General features: G+C 69.3%; 16 protein-coding genes. 10 read left to right on the forward strand and 6 right to left on the reverse strand.

Going from position 1 to position 18,824, the window contains the following annotated elements; genetic code table 11:
- The first annotated feature begins 2 nt into the window (after positions 1–2).
- On the forward strand, positions 3–632 hold the full coding sequence (locus DYE07_RS10245) for a GPP34 family phosphoprotein (protein WP_115296917.1): 630 nt from the start codon (positions 3–5) through the stop codon (positions 630–632).
- Positions 633–733: 101 nt separating this feature from the next.
- On the opposite strand, the gene DYE07_RS10250 is transcribed toward DYE07_RS10245, so the two are convergent.
- The 3 genes from DYE07_RS10250 to DYE07_RS10260 form a co-directional block, all read right to left on the reverse strand.
- Positions 734–952 carry a hypothetical protein gene (locus tag DYE07_RS10250; protein WP_115296918.1) on the reverse strand — a complete coding sequence of 73 codons (219 nt, stop codon included), beginning with the start codon at positions 950–952 and terminating at the stop codon, positions 734–736.
- A gap of 217 nt (positions 953–1,169) precedes the next feature.
- Complete coding sequence (locus DYE07_RS10255; RefSeq protein ID WP_062256982.1) at positions 1,170–2,351, reverse strand: acyl-CoA dehydrogenase family protein; 1,182 nt, start codon at positions 2,349–2,351, stop codon at positions 1,170–1,172.
- A 105-nt stretch (positions 2,352–2,456) separates the two neighbouring features.
- The gene (locus DYE07_RS10260; RefSeq protein WP_062256980.1) at positions 2,457–3,623 is read right to left on the reverse strand and encodes a cysteine desulfurase family protein; all 1,167 of its coding nucleotides are present in this window, start codon (positions 3,621–3,623) and stop codon (positions 2,457–2,459) included.
- A 155-nt stretch (positions 3,624–3,778) separates the two neighbouring features.
- Between DYE07_RS10260 and DYE07_RS10265 the strand changes: the two genes are divergently transcribed.
- From DYE07_RS10265 to DYE07_RS10290, 6 genes are all read left to right on the forward strand, one after another.
- Entirely contained in the window at positions 3,779–4,201 is a 423-nt protein-coding gene (locus tag DYE07_RS10265; RefSeq protein ID WP_074041356.1) for a hypothetical protein, read from the forward strand.
- A 146-nt stretch (positions 4,202–4,347) separates the two neighbouring features.
- The gene (locus tag DYE07_RS10270) at positions 4,348–5,217 is read left to right on the forward strand and encodes a DDE-type integrase/transposase/recombinase (RefSeq protein WP_131941356.1); all 870 of its coding nucleotides are present in this window, start codon (positions 4,348–4,350) and stop codon (positions 5,215–5,217) included.
- A 161-nt stretch (positions 5,218–5,378) separates the two neighbouring features.
- Positions 5,379–6,206: a nitrilase-related carbon-nitrogen hydrolase gene (locus DYE07_RS10275; protein ID WP_115296919.1), complete on the forward strand. Its 828-nt coding sequence runs from the start codon at positions 5,379–5,381 to the stop codon at positions 6,204–6,206.
- Between the two features lie 205 nt (positions 6,207–6,411).
- Positions 6,412–7,932, forward strand: a complete 1,521-nt coding sequence (locus DYE07_RS10280) for an APC family permease (RefSeq protein WP_115296920.1) — start codon at positions 6,412–6,414, stop codon at positions 7,930–7,932.
- Complete coding sequence (locus tag DYE07_RS10285) at positions 7,929–9,623, forward strand: flavin monoamine oxidase family protein (RefSeq protein ID WP_115296921.1); 1,695 nt, start codon at positions 7,929–7,931, stop codon at positions 9,621–9,623. The genes DYE07_RS10280 and DYE07_RS10285 overlap by 4 nt, the downstream gene beginning before the upstream one ends.
- Positions 9,624–9,711: 88 nt before the next feature.
- Positions 9,712–10,284: a helix-turn-helix domain-containing protein gene (locus tag DYE07_RS10290; protein ID WP_115296922.1), complete on the forward strand. Its 573-nt coding sequence runs from the start codon at positions 9,712–9,714 to the stop codon at positions 10,282–10,284.
- A 104-nt stretch (positions 10,285–10,388) separates the two neighbouring features.
- Here DYE07_RS10290 and DYE07_RS10295 read toward each other — a convergent pair whose 3' ends face one another.
- Both DYE07_RS10295 and DYE07_RS10300 read right to left on the reverse strand, forming a co-directional pair.
- Positions 10,389–11,849, reverse strand: coding sequence for an FAD-binding oxidoreductase (locus DYE07_RS10295; protein WP_115296923.1), 1,461 nt, complete (start codon positions 11,847–11,849; stop codon positions 10,389–10,391).
- A 134-nt stretch (positions 11,850–11,983) separates the two neighbouring features.
- A complete protein-coding gene (locus tag DYE07_RS10300) occupies positions 11,984–13,555 on the reverse strand; it encodes a sodium:solute symporter family transporter (protein WP_370447741.1) in 1,572 nt (523 codons plus the stop codon).
- Between the two features lie 253 nt (positions 13,556–13,808).
- Here DYE07_RS10300 and speB point away from each other — a divergent pair, with 253 nt between their 5' ends.
- Both speB and DYE07_RS10310 read left to right on the forward strand, forming a co-directional pair.
- Positions 13,809–14,831: an agmatinase gene (gene speB / locus DYE07_RS10305; RefSeq protein WP_115296925.1), complete on the forward strand. Its 1,023-nt coding sequence runs from the start codon at positions 13,809–13,811 to the stop codon at positions 14,829–14,831.
- The gene (locus tag DYE07_RS10310) at positions 14,828–16,579 is read left to right on the forward strand and encodes a thiamine pyrophosphate-binding protein (protein WP_370447737.1); all 1,752 of its coding nucleotides are present in this window, start codon (positions 14,828–14,830) and stop codon (positions 16,577–16,579) included. The genes speB and DYE07_RS10310 overlap by 4 nt, the downstream gene beginning before the upstream one ends.
- 146 nt (positions 16,580–16,725) lie before the next feature.
- On the opposite strand, the gene DYE07_RS14790 is transcribed toward DYE07_RS10310, so the two are convergent.
- Positions 16,726–17,232 (reverse strand): MarR family winged helix-turn-helix transcriptional regulator, encoded by a 507-nt coding sequence (locus tag DYE07_RS14790; protein ID WP_172462987.1) that lies wholly within the window; start codon positions 17,230–17,232, stop codon positions 16,726–16,728.
- 83 nt (positions 17,233–17,315) lie between these two features.
- Here DYE07_RS14790 and DYE07_RS10320 point away from each other — a divergent pair, with 83 nt between their 5' ends.
- Positions 17,316–18,800, forward strand: a complete 1,485-nt coding sequence (locus DYE07_RS10320; protein ID WP_231729417.1) for an MFS transporter — start codon at positions 17,316–17,318, stop codon at positions 18,798–18,800.
- The last annotated feature ends 24 nt before the right edge of the window (positions 18,801–18,824 follow it).

Here is an 18,824-nt window from a genome sequence, read left to right on the forward strand (position 1 = left end):
AGGTGCTGATCAGCGAACGTCTGTGGATCATGAGCTTGGACGATCGAGGACTGCCCAGGGTCACCGGGGCACAGGTGTGCGTCACGGCTGGGTTGATGCTCGATCTGCGGTCCGCGGGCCTGATCGAGTGGACGGGCGACCGGATCCGCCGAACCGCCGAGGTTGCGCCCGAGGGCCTGCTGGGATGGGCGGCGAACCGTCTGGACGAGGTGCGCGGGCCGACACTGGCGCGCTTCGTCATCGACGCGCTCTACCCGGGTGCGTGGGAACACGTCGGTATGAGCCTCGTGGACCAGGGGATGGCGAGGATGACGCGGCACGGGCTCCGCCGCAAGTCGCGATTCTCGTTCACGACGACGCCTCTACGGCGTGAGATTGTCGATGCGTCACGCGCGTTGCTCTTCGACGACGCCGCCACGCACGATGACGACGCCGTCCTCGCGGTGCTGGGCGCGGCAGGAATCGGGGACGAGCTGCTGTCCCGGTCGCCGTTCACGGACGAATCCGTGGCTGTCGCTTTCGCCGACCGCGAGCCCGGATCACTGCAACGGCAGGTCGACGAGGCGATCTCCTTCGCCCTCGTGCCCTTCTACGCGAACGGCTATTACTCGACCGGTGCCAACCCGGGGTGACGTGCGAGCGGACTTCCCGCTCGCCGGTCCGACGAGCTACGGCTGATTCGGCTGGTGGAGCCTGGGCCGTGAGCCCGCGACGTACCTTGCACGTGAGTGGCTCACGTGCGGTCCTGGAGGCGCAGAGCGCGCACGGCCTCCTCACCTCGGACGACGTCCCCGTGAGGGTAGGCATCATCGCCTTCAGTGATGTCGCGCTTCGCGTCCTCGTCGGTGAGCGTTGCCAGGGTCTCGGCTTGGTCGACGTGCTCTGAGTGGTCGAGACGCGGCGGCCCGTCATCAGGCGGCGGCTGATGTGCGACGAGAGTCAGGCATGCCACGAGGTAGTCATTCAGACTGGCATGCCACGAGGTAGTCATTCAGACTGACCCCCGCGGCGTCGGCCTGATGTTCCAATGACCGCAACACGTCATCCGAGATGCCGTCGATCGTCAGGGTCACCATGCCGCCAGGCTAGCAAGGCGCAGGTTTCGTAGGACGCTCCCCGCCGTGGTCGCGAAGGAAGCCGCCGTCGTCTCGGAGGCTCCGAGGATCGACTCAGCGGAACGCCGACTGACCCGTCAGGGCATTGCCGAGGACGAGTTGGTGCACCTCGCTCGTGCCCTCGTAGGTCATGACCGACTCGAGGTTTCCGGCGTGACGGATGGGGGAGTACTCCGTCGAGATGCCGTTGGCGCCGAGGATCGTGCGGCACTCGCGCGCGATGGCGATGGCCTCGCGGCAGTTGTTGAGCTTGCCGAGGCTGATCTGCTCGGGGCTCACGCCCGCGCCGTCCTTGAGGCGCCCCAGGTGCAGCGCGAGGAGCATGCCCTTGGAGACCTCGAGCGTCATGTCGGCGAGCTTGCCCTGCGTCAGCTGGTAGCCGCTGAGCGGTTTGCCGAACACCTGGCGGGTCGCGGCGTAGTCGAGCGCTGTCTCGAGCGAATCGCGGGCGGCGCCCATCGCGCCGAAGACGATGCCGAAGCGCGCCTCCGACAGGCACGACAATGGCCCCTTGAGCCCGCGCACCTCGGGGAAGACGGCATCAGCGGGCAGACGGACGTCGGTCAGCGACAGCTCCGCCGTCACCGACGCACGCAGCGACATCTTCTTCGTGATCTCGCGCGCCTCGAAACCGGCGGTGTCCGTCGGCACGACGAAGCCGCGGATCTTGTCGTCGGTCTGCGCCCAGACGACGGCGACGTCGGCGATCGTGCCGTTCGTGATCCACATCTTCGTGCCGTTGAGCACCCAGTCGTCGCCGTCGCGCTTGGCGTGGGTGCGCATGCCGGCCGGGTCGGAACCGAAGTCGGGCTCGGTCAGGCCGAAGCATCCGACGGCGTCTCCCGCCGCCATCCGCGGCAGCCACTCGGTCTTCTGCTCCTCGCTGCCCCAACGCCAGATCGCGAACATCGCGAGGCTTCCCTGCACGCTGACGAGCGAACGAATACCCGAATCGGCAGCTTCGAGCTCGTGACACGCCATGCCGTACGCGGTCGCCGACGAACCGGCGCACCCGTAGCCGTCGAGGTGCATGCCGAGCAGCCCGAGCTCGCCGAGCCCCTTCGCGAGCTCACGCGCCGGGACGCTCGCCTCGTCATACCAGGTCGGCAGATTCGGACGCACGTGGTCGTCGCAGAAGCGTCGGACGAGGGCCTGGACGTCGCGCTCGTCGTCGCTCAGGAGCCCGTCGATCGCGACCAGACGGTTGAGTTCAGGGTTGCGGGAGAAATCACTCACGCCACCATCGTGCCTCACGCGGTGAGCGCCGGCCCCGTGTGCACCTGTGCGATCTGCGTCCCCATCCGCGATTCTTGGTCAGATTCGTCGGCGGCCCGGCGCTCGTCAGGCGACGTGGCGAAACGCCGCGACGAGGCTCGTCGCGGCGCGGTCGATGTCGGCGGATGTCGTGGCGCGCCCGAGCGTCAGGCGAATCGCGCCGAGCGAGACGCCGTCGTCACACCCCATGGCGACGAGTGTCGTTGCGGGGGAGTCGATTCCGGCGTGACACGCGCTGCCGGTGGACGCTTCGACGTCAGGCGCTGCCTCCAGCACCTCGCGCCCGAGGCGCCCCGGCAGGGAGATCATCAGCGTGTTCGGCAGACAGTTCTGCGCGGGGCTGAGGCGAACGAGGCCGGGCACGGCCGTCGAGAGGCGGAGCCACAGCTCGTCACGCAGGCTCATCATGCGCAAGGCATCGTCGGCGAGGCGCGAGAGTGCGAGCTGCGCGGCCCGCCCGAGGCCGACGATGCCGGCGACGTTCTCCGTCCCCGGACGCAGCCCGCGCTCCTGGCCCGCGCCGACGACGAGGGGCTCGATCGGTGTGCCACGCCTGACGTACAGCGCGCCGACGGCCTTGGGGGCGTACAGCTTGTGGCCGGCGAGGCTGAGCAGATCGACGCCGAGGTCGTCGACGTCGACGCCGATCTTCCCGACGGCCTGCGCCGCGTCGGTGTGGACGAGACCGCCCGCCGCGTGCACGCTCGCGGCGAACTCACGGACGGGTTGAATCGCCCCGGTCTCGTTCTGCGCGAGGATGATCGAGCCAAAGGCCACATGGTCGCGCGGCATGGGTGCGAGGTCGACGTGGCCGGCTCGCGTCACCGGCAGCGTCACGACGTCCCAGCCGTCGCGCGCGAGAAGCGCCATGGGCGCCGACGTCGCCGGGTGCTCCACGGCCGACGTCACGACGGTCGAACTCACGTCGGCCGCGGGCGACGCGCCAGCGCGGCGAAGCGCCGCCGTCACGCCGCGGATGGCGAGGTTGTTCGCCTCCGTGCCGCCGGAGGTGAACGTCACCTCGTCCGCCGACGCACCGATGAGCGCAGCGACGTGCTCGCGCGCATCGTCGACGGCACGGCGGGCCAGGCGCCCGGCCGGGGTCGCGCTCGACGGGTTGCCGCAGTGCTCGGTGAGATACGGCCACATCGCCCCGGCGACCTCCGGCGCGACGGGCGTCGTGCCGTTGTGATCGAGGTAGACGGGGCGGGCGTCGTCAGGCCGAGAACTCATGCTGACGATCCTGCCGCGACGCAGGGGCGCATCCAACTCGCGGTGCTGGTGCGGCCGTCAGGGGGCCTCACACGAGCCGAAAGTGGACGGAAATCGCGGATGTGACGGAGACCCTAAGTGCCAGCCTGGTCGTGAGTCACTTGTGTTGAGGAGGCGTGGTGTTCACGGTCGAGGAAAAGCGGGATGCGGTAGTGACGTATCTGGGGTTGGCGTTCGGGCAGAAAACGGCGTGGTTGGCGCAGCAGCCGTTCACGGCGAGTCAGTTACGTCGCTGGCGTAGTGAGTATGTCCGTGGTGATCTTGACCGTGGCCTCACGCCGCGTCAGGGTGGCTCGATGGACCATATTCGCTCTGATCAGATGCGCCGGCTGGAAGAACAACTCGCCGCGCAAGAACGCCGCCACGCCACGGAAGTCGCGCGGCTACGGACCGAGGCTGACGGGCTACGTCAGGCGAACGAGTCGCTGGGAAAAGCTATCGGGCTCTTGCAACACTGGCACGCGCACGAGCCCGATACGCCCCCGACGACGCCACCCGAGCGTTCATCGCAGCCGAGAACGACCTCATCCGAGACCTGAGCGCGCTGGCGGGGTTCAGTCAGCGCCGTGCGCTGCAGGTCGCTGGTGTCTCGCGTGGCACGTGGCACGCCCGCCACCACCATGGCCGTGACGTTGCTGCGGCGGTATCGCCTGTGCCGCAGCGTGAGCGGGAGCAGCCAGCGAGGTTGAGCGCGTCGGTGTGCGCGCGGGTCGCGGGTTTCATCAGTGCGGGGCGCACGGGCGGTTTGGGTGTCGCGGGCGCGTTCGCGAAGGCGTGGGACGAGGGCTTCATGGAAGCGAGTCTGCGTTCGTGGTGGCGTATCGCCGCGCGCGTGCGCCGCGAGCAGGCCACAGTCGAGCAGGCCACAGTCGAGCAGTCGGGCGCGGCGGGTGAGCGGGCGGTGGCGCGGGTGAAACCGCAGGTGTTGGCGACTGGCGCGAACCAGGTGTGGGCGTGGGACATCACCGACCTGCCCACCGCGTTTCGGGGTGTGGCGTTCAAGGCGTACGCGATCATCGACATCTTCAGCCGCAAGGTGATCGTCGCGAGTGTGCACCAGCGTGAGAGCACTGCTGATGCGATGGCGTTGTTCATGGCCGCGATCGCGGCGGAGGGTGGGTGCGTGCCGCAGGTCGTGCACGCCGACAACGGCGCGGTGATGCGTTCGAACCTGCTGAACGAGTTCCTCACGGCACATGGCATCGAGGTGTCGCACTCGCGTCCGCGGGTGTCGAACGACAACCCGTACATCGAGTCCGAGTTCCGCACCCTGAAGAATCGGGCGTCGTATCCGGGCGTGTTCGCGTCGCTGGTGGAGGCGAGCACGTACGTCGCGCAGCACGTGCACTGGTACAACCATGCCCACCACCACAGTGGGATCGCGCTGTACACGCCCGCGCAGGTGCACGACGGGTCGTGGAAGATGCTGCACGCTCGCCGCCAAGTCAGCCTCGCCTACTACCAGGCGCGTCACCCCGAACGTTTCCGCGGCCACCGCGCGCCAGTGCCCGCCCCGAAAGCGTGGGCCGGAATCAACCATCCCGGCCCTGAGTGACTCACCACAGGTTGACATCCACCGAGATTCGCAGATGGGGACGAGAATCGCCAATGTGGACGGAAAGCGCAGAGGGGGCAGGCGGGTCGGACGGTCGCCGCACGGGGGCATGGTGGTCGGATCGGGCCTCGAGTGCCGTCGCATCTGCCATCCTCGACGTCATGCGCATCGCCGTCATGCAGGACAAGGCCGTCGTCGGTGACGTCGACGCCAACCTCGCCATCATCGACCGTCGCGCTGGTGAAGCTGCCGCGCGCCGTGCTGACGTCCTCGTCACCCCCGAACTCTTCGTCACCGGCTACGCCCCGAAGCGGTTGCACGCCGGCGACCCCACCCAGCAGACCGACATCGCGGGCGCCCTCGCCGCCACCGCGGCGCGTCACGGCATCGCCGTCCTCGCGAGCTATCCCGAGGTCGCGACGGCCGACACTCCCGCCGCCCGCGGTGGCGGCGCGCCCGGTGAGACTGCTCGACACATCGCCGCCACGCTGTTCGACACCGACGGCCGCCCGATCCTGCATTACCGCAAGGTCAATCTGTTCGACGACGACGAAGCCGCCGCCTTCAGCTCCGGAACAGACGCCCCCACCACCGTCGAACTCGCCGGGATGCGGGTGAGCGTCATCATCTGCTTCGACGTCGAATACCCCGAGATGACGCGCGCCGCGGCGCTCGCGGGCGCCGACGTCATCCTCGCCCCGACCGCGCTCACCGCCGGGTTCGACGACGTCCCCCAGGTGCTCGTGCGGGCTCGTGCCCTCGAGAACGGCGTCGGCCTCGCCTATGCGAACCACGTCGGCGTCGAGGACGGGCTCACGTTCGGCGGCGGCAGCGTCATCGTCGGGCCTGACGGCGGCCTCCTCGCCCAGGGCGGCGACGGCGCCGAACTCCTCGTCGCCGACATCACCCGCGACGATGTCGCCGCAGCCCGTGACGCCGTCCCCTACCTGGCCAAGCTGCGCCGCGACACCTACGCGTCCTGGCGCTGACGTCAGCCACAGCCCCTCGGCGTGCCCGCGCCGGCGAGCAAGAACGAGCGGCATGACTGACCACGAGCGGCAGACCACTCGCATCCAGCCAGAACGCTCGTCTTCACCTCTCGCCACGTCGAAGCACATGCGTTTCCCAACACGAAACAACTCGGCGATGTGTGACATCGTGGTCTGGCCCACAGACCCCTTCGAGAGGTGCCCCGTGTCCTCATCGCTCGACGAGCAGGCGCGTTCGAGACTCCCGTTCGGCGCCCAGCTCCTGCGGCGCAAGCCGATCGGGCTGACGCTCGCGCAGGCCGAGGCGACCTCCGCCGGGCGCAGCCTGCACCGCAGTTTCGGTGTCCTGCAGCTGACGATGATCTCGGTCGGGGCGACGCTCGGCACCGGCATCCTCGTCGTCCTCGGTGAGACGGTGCCCGAGGCTGGCCCGGCGATCTGGATCTCGTTCATCATCGCCGGCGTCGCCGCGCTGCTGTCGGCGTTCTCCTACGCCGAGATGGCGGGCCTCGTGCCCGTCGCCGGGTCGAGCTACAGCTACACCTACGCGACGATGGGTGAGGGCCTCGCGTGGGTGTGCGGGTGGTGTCTCGTCCTCGAGTACGCGGTGAGCGTCGCGGCCGTCGCCGTCGGGGCGGGGCAGTACGTCAACGAGACACTCGACTCGTTCGGCCTGGGCCTGCCCGAGGCCATCGCGAACCCACCCGGGGCGGGCGGCGTCGTCAACGTCCCCGCAGCCCTCGTCGTCCTGCTCGCGACGGCCCTGCTCGCACGCGGCGCGCGGGAGAGTGCGCGCGTCAACACGATCATCGTCGTGCTGAAGATCGCCATCCTCGTCTTCTTCTGCGCGGTCGCGTTCACCGCGTTCAAGGCGGGCAACTTCGCACCGCTGGCCCCGATGGGTGCCGCGGGCGTCTCCGCCGCCGCGAGCACCGTGTTCTTCTCGTACATCGGTTTCGACGCCGCATCCACGGCCGGTGAGGAGGCGCGCGATCCGAAGCGGGATCTGCCGCGCTCGATCCTGCTGTCCATGATCATCGTGACGGTGCTGTACGTCGCGGTCGCCGTCGCCGCCATCGGAGCCCGCGAGTGGCACTGGTTCGACGGGCGCGAGGCGCCGCTCGTGCAGATCATGCGTGAGATCACGGGTGCCTCGTGGGTCGCGTTCATCTTCGCGGTGACGTCGGTGCTCGCCATCTTCAGCGTCGTGCTGACGGTGCTGTTCGGTCAGATCCGCATCCTGTTGTCGATGTCGCGCGACGGCCTCGTGCCGCGCGTCTTCGGCGTCATCTCCCCGCAGACGGCCACGCCGGTGCGCAGCACCGTGATCGTCGGCGGCGTCGTCGCGGTGACGGCGGGCCTCATCCCGCTCGGTGAGTTGGCCGACGCGACGAGCATCGGCACGCTGTTCGCGTTCGCCCTCGTCAACGTCGCCGTCATCTATCTGCGCGTGCGCAAACCGAAGCTGCCGCGCGCATTCACGGTGCCGCTGTACCCGCTGCTGCCGGCCGCCGGCGCGCTCATCTGTCTCTACCTCATGGCCAATCTCAGTTCCTCGACGTGGGTCGTGTTCGGCGTGTGGATGGCCGTCGGCATTGCCGTCTACCTCGGCTACGGCCGCCGTCACTCCCGCCTCGCCACGCTCGACCAGGCGACCTATGAGCGTCACCTCGAGGACGACCTCGACCCCGACCATCCACTCCGAGAAGGAGACACCCCGCGATGACCGCTGTCACCGAGTTCCCGCACGATCGCGACGAGCACGCGGGCGATGCGCCCGTCACGATGCTCAACCCCGACTTCCCGTTCAGCTACGACGAATACCTCGCCCACCCCACGGGCCTCGGCAGCGTGCCGGAGGAGATGTACGGCACCGAGGTCGCCGTCGTCGGCGCCGGCCTGTCAGGCCTCATCACCGCGTACGAGCTGATGAAGCTGGGCCTCAAGCCCGTCGTCCACGAGGCCGACCGCATCGGTGGCCGGTTGCGCACCGACAGTTTCAGCGCCGCCCCGGACGTCGTCGCCGACCTCGGTGGCATGCGTTTTCCCGTCTCCGGCCGCGCGCTCTACCACTACATCGACGCGATGGGCCTCGAGACGGAGGCGTTCCCGAACCCGCTGTCGGATGTCACGCCGAGCACCGTCATCGAGCTCGGCGGCGAGGCGCACTACGCGCGCACACCCGACGAACTGCCGCAGTTCTTCCGCGACGTCGCGGACGCGTGGAAGGCCGCCGTCGACGACGGCGCGCGCTTCACCGAGATGCAGGACGCCATCCGCGCTCGTGACACGAAGCGCATCAAGCAGATCTGGAACGAGCTCGTGCCGACGATGGACGAGCAGACGTTCTACGGCTTCATCGCCGCCTCCGAATCGTTCAAGGAGGCCGGTTTCGCGGCGCGTGAGGCGTTCGGTCAGGTCGGTTTCGGCACGGGCGGCTGGGACACGGACTTCCCGAACTCCATCCTCGAGATCCTGCGCGTCGTCTACACCGACGCCGACGATCAGCACCGACGCATCCTCGGCGGAGCGCAGAAGTTGCCCGAGGCGTTGTGGTCGCACGCGCCCGAGAAGCTCGCCCATTGGCCGGCCGGCACCACCCTGGCGAGCCTGCACGACGGGGCGCCGCGCGGCGCCGTCGCCGCCATCCGGCGTCATGAGAGCGGCGACCTCGAGGTCACCGAGCGATGGGGGCGCAAGGCGACGTACCCGGCGCTCGTCACGACGTGCCAGTCGTGGTTGCTGTCGACGCGCATCACGACCGAGGAGGCGCTGTTCAGCCCGCAGATGTGGATGGCGATCGAGCGCAGCCACTACATGAGCAGTTCGAAGACGTTCGTCATGGTCGATCGCCCGTTCTGGAAGGACATCGACCCCGCCACGGGCCGTGACGTCATGTCGATGACCCTCACCGACCGCCTCAACCGCGCCACCTACCTGCTCGACGACGGCCCGGACCGGCCCGCCGTCATCCTGCTGTCGTACACGTGGAACGACGACGCGCTCAAGTGGCTCGCGCTCGATGCCGACGAGCGCGTCGAGCTCATGCTGCACTCGCTCGCCCAGATCTACCCGGACGTCGACATCGCGAGCCACATCATCGGTCAGCCGATCACCGTCTCGTGGGAATCCGACCCCAACTTCATGGGCGCGTTCAAGGCCAACCTGCCGGGGCACTACCGGTATCAGCAGCGGCTGTTCACCCACTTCGCCCAGGACGAGCTGCCGGAGCACCAGCGCGGTATCTTCCTCGCCGGCGACGACATCTCGTGGACGGCCGGTTGGGCCGAGGGCGCCGTCCAGACCGGCCTCAACGCGGTGTGGGGTGTGGTCCGTCACCTCGGCGGAAGTTCGTCTCCGGAAAACCCCGGGCCAGGGGAGCTGCTCGACGAGTACGGCCCCATCGCCCTGGACTGACGGCGAAAATGGACTCTGACGGCTTTTCTGGGGAGAGCGGTGAGATCCGGCGTAGGGTTTACCGCAATACAACCAAGAGGGAGCCGGCGTGAAGTCACTACCAGTGCAAGGGGTGCGTGAGAACGTCGCCATCGGCGCCCGGTTGCGCAACGCCCGGCTGGCGCGCCGCTACACCCTCGAGCAGGCCGCGCAGCTCGCCGGCATGACGAAGGGGTTTCTCAGCCGCGTCGAACGCGACCTCACGTCGCCGTCCGTCGCCTCTCTCGTGACGCTGTGCCAGGTGCTGCAGATCGAGGTCGGCTCGCTCTTCGAGGCACCCCGCACGTCGCTCATCAAGCTTGCCGACGCGCCGGTCGTCGACATGGGCGGCACGGGCATCGACGAGCGCCTCGTCACGGGTCGTCAGGAACGTTCCGTGCAGATGCTGCGCGCCGTCATCCAACCCGGCGGGGACGGTGAGGCCGAACCGTACGCCATCGACTGCGAGCTCGAGATCTGGCACGTCGTCTCCGGCGCGCTCGACGTGACGCTGCACGACGCCACGCACCGACTCGAGGCCGGCGACACCCTCACCTTCCCCGGCCGCGAACCACACACCTGGCGCAACGCCGCCGACGGCGAGAGCGTCGTCATCTTCACCCTCATCCCCGTCGCGCGTTGACGGGGCTCAGGGCACCTGCACGTGGTTGTCACCCTCGACGCACTCGATGATGAGGGTGCCACCGACGGCTTCGAGGTAGCTGCGGATGCTGCGCGCGCTCGATATCAAGAGTGATCGCTCGCAAGGTTCACACCCGGGTTGAGGGTCCCATTCGGGTCGAAGACGCGCCGCAGTTCGCGCTGGATGCGCGTGTTCGTCTCGCCGAGCTCGACGGGCAGCATGCTCGCCTTGAGGCGCCCGATGCCGTGCTCACCGGTGATGGTGCCGCCGAGATCGAGGCCGAGCTGCATGATCTCCTCGAACGCGGCGTAAGCGCGACGCTTCTCGTCCACGGCCTCGGGAGTGTCGCCGGGGGAGTAGAGCACGGCGGGGTGCATGTTGCCGTCGCCGAGGTGGCCGGCCGTCGCGACGCGTACGCGGTGCTTCTTGCCGAGCGCCCGCACGCCGTCGACGAGTTCGCCGGTGCGTCGCAGAGGCACGCAGACGTCGTCGACGAGGTCGCGGCCCATCGCCTCGAACGCGTTGCCGACGAGGCGCCGCGCAGCGGTGAACTGCAGTGACTCCGCGACGGATTCGGCGACGAACACCTCCGCGCCGGCCTCCTCGGCGAGGCGCGAGAACGCCGCGAACTCGACGTCCTGACGTGTGGCGTCGTCACACCCGACGATGAGCATGCCGTCGACGGACTCGTCGAAGCCGAGATCGGCCATGCGCTGCACCGCGGCGAGCGTCGGGCCGTCCATGAACTCCAGCATCGACGGGCGCCCGCCGGCCTCGAGGTAGGTTGCCGCCACCTCGCACGCACGCGACGCCGAGTCGAACAGTGCGACGGCGACCAGTTCGTCGTCAGGCGCCGGGACGAGAGCGAGCGTCACCTCCGTGACGACACCGAGCGTGCCCTCCGACCCGACGATGAGGCCCGTGAGGTCGTACCCCGCGACGCCCTTCGCCGTCGGAGTGCCGGTGCGCATGACGCTGCCGTCGGCGAGCACGACCTCGAGCGCACGCACGAACTTCTTCGTCACCCCGTACTTGACGCAGCACAGGCCCCCGGCGTTCGTCGCGACGTTGCCGCCGATCGAGGAGATGCGCCACGAGCCCGGGTCCGGGGGATAGAACAGGCCCTGCTCACGCACAGCGTCCGACAGATCGCCGTTCAGCACACCCGGTTCGACGACGGCGATGCGCTCGGCAGGGTTGATGGTCTTGATCGCGTTCATACGGGAGACATCGAGCACGACGCACCCGTCGATCGCGTTCGCGCCACCCGACAGCCCGGTGCCCGCACCCCGCGTGATGACGGGCACGCCACGCTCGTTCGCCCACCGCAGCGTCGCGACGACGTCGTCACGGCACGTCGCGCGCACGAGCGCGATCGCCGCACCCACCTCTTCGACGGGGGATCGGTCACGGCTCGCGGCGTCGACGACGTCGGGGTCGGTGACGAGCCTGCCGCTCAGCTGCGCGGCGAGGACGTCGAGGTCGTCCGCGTTCGGGACGGCTGGTGCCGTGGCCGCGGAAGCCTCGTCGGGGGTGGGCTGCTCGCGCTGATCGGGGGTGCTCATGCGGTCTCCTCGTGAGGTGGGCGGTCTTCGGGGCGCGATGGGGCGCGTCGTGACTCAGCAGGGACGCCGATGCCGCCGTCCGCTCCAGCGTGCGAGCGGACGGCGGCATCGTCAAGCCGAGGCGGGCAGGTGCCTCAGCGTGCGGTCGGCGTGGCGTCGAGTTCGACGTCGGCGGGGCGGTGGACGCGGGCGTCCCACTCGGCGCGCACCGCGTCGTCCGTCTTCGGCGTCGCGAGGGAAGCGACGACGAACGTGACGAGCGAGGCGATGAGGCCGTAGTAGATCGGCTCATTGGCGAGGATGCCATTCAGGGTGTCGCCGAGCTTGTTCGCCTGGTAGACCATCCCGGCCACGGTGACGAGCGTGCCGACGAGCATCGAGATCGCGGCGCCCGTGCCGTTGGCGCGCTTCCACACGAAACCGCCGAGGATGGCGACGAGCAGGCCGCCGACGAGGATGTCGTACGCCACCGTCAGCGACGCGACGACGAGGTCGCCGCCGTTGTCGAGGCGCGCCATGAGGATCGAGATGAGCACCGTCAGCACGCCGAGCCCGAGGACGAACGCGCGGTTCTCGCGGATGTTCTTCTCACTGTGCGGGTCGGACGCGTCGTGGTTCGCGGCGTGTGAACCCGTGCTTTTCAGGGCGCGGGCGTCGTGGTCGCTGTAGGCGTCGACGGCGACGTCGTCGACCGCGCGGGCACGGCCCGTCAGGAACGGGACGACGTCGTTGCGGGCCACCGTCGCGCACGCGATGAGCGCGCCGGACGCCGTCGACATCATCGCCGCGACGGCGGCGGCGAGCACGAGACCGCCGATGCCGACGGGCAGGATCTTGTCGGCGACCTCGGCGTAGACGTCGTTCTTCGCCTTGATGCCGTCGCCGAGGACGGCGTGCGCGCCCATGCCGATGATCGCGCCGGCCGCGCCGTAGAGGATGCAGTAGACACCGGCCATGGTGCCGCCGAGACGCGCTACCTTCGGGGTGCGCGCGGTGAAGACGCGCTGCCAGATGTCCTGGCCGATGAGCATGCCGAACATGTAGACGACGAACCACGTGATGATCGTCTGCGTGTCGGCGCCGACCTTGCCGCCGGCGATGGCGAAGTAGTCGTCGCCCAGGCGCTCGCGGATGCCGGAGAAGCCGTCGGCCTTGACGAGCACGAACGGCAGCATGAGCGCAAAGACGCCGATCGTCTTGATGATGAACTGCACCTGGTCGGCCAGGGTGATCGACCACATGCCGCCGATGACGGAGTACACGAGCACGACGGCGCCGCCGATGGCGATGCAGATCCAGCTGTCGAGGCCCGTCAGCACGTGCAGGACGGTGGCGTACGCGCCGGTCGAGGTGACGACGAGGAACATCGTGTAGAGCATCATGACGATGCTGGACGCGCCCGCGGCGCTCTTGCTGCCGTAGCGCAGTTTCAGCATGTCGCTGACGGTGTAGACGCGCAGCTTCGAGATGGTGCCGGCGAACAGCAGCGACAGCAGGAGCACGCCGACGCCGATGGCGACGACGAGCCACATGCCCGACAACCCCATCTTGTAGCCGAGGCCGACCCCGCCGACCGTGGAGGCGCCACCGAGGACGACGGCCGCCATCGTGCCGGTGTAGAGGAAGGTGCCGAGGCGGCGGCCGGCGACGAGGTAGTCGCTGGAGTTCTGGGTGCGCGAGCGGCCCCAGAACCCGAAGCCGAGCATGGCGACGAGGTAGAGGACGACGATCACGAGGTTGAGGTCCACGAGGGCCTCCTTGGATCCGGGTGGCATGGCTCTGGCATGAGTCCACGGTGAACCGTATGAATATACGAGATCGACTCGTGACAAACGAGAGATTCGCATTGGTAAACACGTCCGTTAATCTGATCGTGACCTGATGAGTGGCCGTTCGACGGCTCGACGGGGTGCTCGCACCGGGCGTGCGCACGCCTCGTCGGAAGAGGAAGAGGACGAGATGGATCACCCCCGCATCGAGGCCGGCGGCAACGTCGGGCCCGTCAATGCCGCCCTCACGCCGCGGTACGCCGGCCTCGGCACGTTCGCGCGCCTGCCGCGCATCGAGGACGTCTCGAAGGCCGACGTCGCCGTCGTCGGCATGCCGTTCGACACCGGCGTCTCCTACCGCCCCGGTGCGCGTTTCGGCGCGACGCACGTGCGCGAGAGCTCGCGTCTGCTGCGCCCGTTCAACCCGGCGCAGTCCGTGTCGCCGTTCGCGCAGATGCAGATTGCCGATGCCGGTGACATCGCGCTCAACCCGTTCGACATCGAGTCGGCGCTGAAGGAAGCGGAGGAGGGTGCACGTCAGTTCGTCGACGAGGGCACCTCGCTCATCACGATCGGCGGCGACCACACCCTCGCCCTGCCGCTGCTGCGCGCGCACGCGAAGAAGCACGGCCCCGTCGCGCTGCTGCACTTCGACGCGCACCTCGACACGTGGGACACCTACTTCGGCGCCGAGTACACGCACGGGACGCCGTTCCGCCGGGCGTTCGAGGAGGGCCTCATCGACTCCTCCGGCGTCTGCCACGTCGGCACGCGCGGCCCGCTGTACGGCACGCAGGACCTCGAGGACGACGCGCGCTTCGGCTTCGGTGTCGTGACGAGCAACGACGTCATGCGCATGGGCGTCGACGAGGTCGTCGGGTTCCTGCGCGAGCGCGTCGGCGACCGTCCGCTGTACGTCTCGCTCGACATCGACGTGCTCGACCCCGCGCACGCGCCGGGCACCGGCACCCCCGAGCCGGGCGGTCTGGCGTCGCGTGAGCTGCTCGAGATCCTGCGCGGTCTGCGCGGCACGAACCTCATCGGCGCCGACGTCGTCGAGGTCGCACCGCCCTACGACCACGCCGAACTGACGGGCCTGGCCGCCGCCAACGTCGTCTACGAGTACATGTCGCTGCTCGCGCTCGGTGCGGACGCCGCGCCCGGCGGGCCCGCGTACGGCGAGTCCGGCACGGTGTACGGGGCCCAGCGTTGAGCGAGCAGATCCGTCACCCCGAGCCCGAAGCCGTCGCGCCGGCGGGCGAGGGCGAGAAGATCCGCAACGGTGGCGACCTCGTCGTCGAGACGCTCGAAGCGCTCGGCACGACGACGGTGTTCGGCATTCCCGGTCAGCACGCGCTGGGCCTGTTCGACGCGCTGCGCCGCTCGGGGCTGCACTTCATGAGCTCGCGCGTCGAGAACAACGCAGCCTTCGCGGCCGACGGCTACTCGCGCGTCTCAGGCAAGCCGGCCGCGCTGTTCCTGTCGACCGGGCCGGGTGCCCTGACGGCGCTGCCCGGGCTGCAGGAGGCGTACGCGACGAGCGTGCCGATGGTCGTCGTCGCCTCGCAGGTGCCCGTCTCGGGCCTCGGCGGCGCGCGTCGCGGCATGCTGCACCAGCTCGACGAGCAGCGCCGCGCCGCCATCGACGTGACGAAGTCGCAGCGCACGGTGACGCACCACGCCGCCATCCCGACGGCCATCGAGTCGGCGTGGGTCGAGGCGATGACGTATCCGCGCGGGCCCGTGTGGGTCGAGGTGCCGCAGGACGTGCTGCTCGCGAAGACGGAGATCCCGCCGATCCGCACGGCCGTCTCGGCGCCGACGCCGGAGGGGCCGCGCCCCGAACTCGTCTGGGCTGCGGTGAAGTTGCTCGCGGGCGCGAAGCGCCCTGCCATCGTCGCTGGTGGCGGCGTGCGCCGCGCCGGCGCCGAGAGGGCGCTGCTCGCCCTGGCGGAGAAGCTCGACGCACCCGTCGTCTGCTCGCCGGGTGGCAACTCGGGTTTTCCGGTCGATCACCCGTTGTCGATGGGGTCGTGGGTCGAGGACCGCGCCGTCACCGACCTCCTCGCGGACGCCGATGTCCTGCTCGCGGTCGGCACCTCGCTCGGTGAGGTGACGTCGAACTACTTCACGCTGAAGCCCGCCGGCAAGCTCATCCACGTCGACGCCGAGCCGCGCGTTCTCGAGTCGAACCACCCCGCGCTCGGCATCGCGTGCGACGCGAAGGCGGCGCTCGATGCGTTCGTCGCGGCGTTCCCGGCAGAGGCGCCCGCGGGGCGCGCGCCGGGAGCCGAGCGTGCTGCCGAAGTGCGCAAGGCGATCGTCGCCCGGCTCGACGGTCAGGATCTCGCCCACGAGCGCGCGTTCATGGACGCCATCCGCGCCGGCATCCCCGACGAGGTGCCGACGTTCTGGGACATGACGATCGCCGCCTACTGGGCCTGGAACTGCTGGGACGGCCGCTCCGGCGGCTTCCACTCGGGTCAGGGCGCCGGCGGGCTCGGGTTCGCGTTCCCGGCCGCACTCGGCGGCGCCGTCGCGCTCGCGGAGAAGCGCGGCGCAAAGCTGACGGACGTCGACGCGGCGTTCTCCGTCGGCGGGCACGAGCGCGTCGTCGCCGTCGCTGGTGACGGCTCGTCGATGTACTCGATCGCCGAACTCGCGACGGCCGTGCAACACGGCATCCCCGTCACGTGGCTCATCGTCGACGACGGCGGCTACGGCATCCTGCGCGAGTACATGGAGGCGACGTTTGGCCAGGCGACGCACACCGAACTCGCGCGCCCGGACTTCGTCGCCTTGGCGGAGTCGTTCGGTGTCGAGGCTCAAGAGGTGGCTGTGGGTGACGAGGTCGGCTACGACGAGTTGACCGACGCCCTGCGCGCGACGTTCGCCGCCGACGTCAACGGCCCGCGCGTCATCGTCGTCAAGACCCACCTCGAGATGTTCGCGATGAGCTGACCCCTCTGCGATTCCCGTTCACATCTGCGATTTTCGTTCACCTTCACGAAGGTGAACGAAAATCGCCGATGTGGACGTAGATCGCCGTTGGGTACGGGATGGCGAGGGTGACGGTCACGGCGGCTTCGCGGTGTGGCCGGGGACTCTCAGGACGTGTCGTCGCGCGGTGAGCCGTGGGGTGAGGTCGCCGACGGTTCCTTGTAGGCGTCGATGAACGTCGCGAACGAGCTGACGAGACGTTCGCGTTCGCCGGCGGGCAGAGCGGCGAGGGCGTCGTCGACGCGGTCGAGGTGACGTCCGACGCTGCGCTCGTAGAGCGCCGCGCCGTCGTCGCTCGCCTCGAAGAGCCAGGCGTGAGACCCGGATTCGCGGAATCGCCGGACGACGCCGGCCCGCACCGCAGCGTTGACCTGACGGTTCGCCGTTGACTGCTCGAGCTCAAGTTCGCACGCGATCTGCTTGAGCGTGCGCGGCGGGCCGTCGCCCGTCAGCAGCCACAGCAGGCGGCCCTCGGCGATGCGCAACTCGCTCGCCTGCTCCTCGGCGCGGCGCATGATGTCGAAGTGAGAGAGCAGGCGCGCCATGGTGCGGGCACGGTCGCCGTTGCCGTCGTCGGCGGCGGTGTCGATGTCGCTCGCCACGTCTGCCGCCATCCCGTCCCCCCCGCTTGTTGCTTCGTACAACTAAATGTAATCTCATCGGGTAGGTATGTAATTTACACAAACGGAGTGGTCACTTGTCCTCACCCACCGCGCCGACCGGGGCCGCCCCCGCGATGCGCTTCTCCCCGATGACGGTCGTCGCCGTCCTCTGCATCGGCAGCCTCAGCGGCGCGCTCATGCAGTCCCTCGTCATCCCGATCCAGCGCGAACTGCCGGAGCTGCTGCACACGTCCGCGAGCAACGCCTCCTGGGCGGTGACGGCGACGCTGCTCGCCGGCGCCGTGACGATGCCCGTCACCGGCCGCCTCGCCGACATGTACGGCAAGAAGCGAGTCCTGCTCGTATCGGCGACGCTGCTCGTCCTCGGTTCGGTCGTCGCGGCGCTGTCGAGCACCCTCGCGCCGTTCCTCGTCGGCCGCGCGCTGCAGGGCATGGCGATGGGCTACATCCCGGTCGCCATCAGTCTCGTGCGCGAGGTCGCTCCGCCCGCGCGTGCGACGGGCGCCGTCGCCGCCGTCAGCGCGACGCTCGGTGTCGGTGGTGCGCTTGGTCTGCCGCTCGCAGCGTGGATCGCGCAGGACTACTCGTGGCACGACCTGTTCTGGCTGTCCGCGGTGCTCGCCGCCGTCGTCGTCGTGCTGACGGCGTTCGTCGTGCCGCACATCCACGACGAGCACCCGGCGCACATCGACCCTGTCGGCATCATCGGTCTCGCCGTGGGTCTGGTCTCGGCGCTCGTCGGTGTCTCGAAGGGCTCCGAATGGGGGTGGGGCAGTGGGCGCACGATCGGCAGCATCGTCGCCGGTGTCATCGTGCTGCTCGTCTGGGGCGCGTACGAGCTGCGTCACCACGATCCGCTCGTCGACCTGCGCACCATGGCGCGCCGCCCGGTGTTGTTCACGAACCTCGCGGCCGTGCTCGTCGGATTCGGCATGATGGCGCAGTCCATCATCGTGCCGCAGCTGCTCGAGATGCCCGAGGCCACCGGGTACGGTCTCGGCCAGTCGATCCTGCACGCCGGGCTGTGGATGGCTCCCGCGGGCCTCATGATGATGGCGTTCGCGCCCGTCTCGAGCGCGCTCATCACGCACCGCGGTGCGCGGGTGACGCTCGCCACCGGTGCGCTCGTCATCAGCATCGGCTACGTCATCGCGCTGTTCCTCATGAACGCGCCGTGGCAGCTCATGGTCGCCTCGTGCGTCGCGTCGGCGGGTGTCGGCATCGGTTACGCCGCGATGCCGACGCTCATCCTCGACAACGTGCCGATGCACGAGGCCGGCGCCAGCGTCGGCGTCAACGGCCTGATGCGTTCGGTCGGCACGACCGTCGCCGGCGCCGTCATGGCCGCCGTGCTGACGAGCCGCACGACCGTCCTCGCGCCGGGGACGCCCGCCATCCCGACGGAGGGCGCGTTCAAGGTGTGCTTCATCATCGGGGCCTGCGCCGCCGTCGCGGGCGCCGCCATCGCGATGCTCGTCCCGCGACGTGTGCGCCCCGACGCCGAGGCCCAGCCGGCCGGCGTCGACCTCGCACCGGAGGGCGCCGTCGTCGCGGGCTGAACCCGTCGCTCACGGTGAGCTCGA

This window comes from Dermacoccus nishinomiyaensis (assembly GCF_900447535.1).
GTDB lineage: Bacteria > Actinomycetota > Actinomycetes > Actinomycetales > Dermatophilaceae > Dermacoccus > Dermacoccus nishinomiyaensis.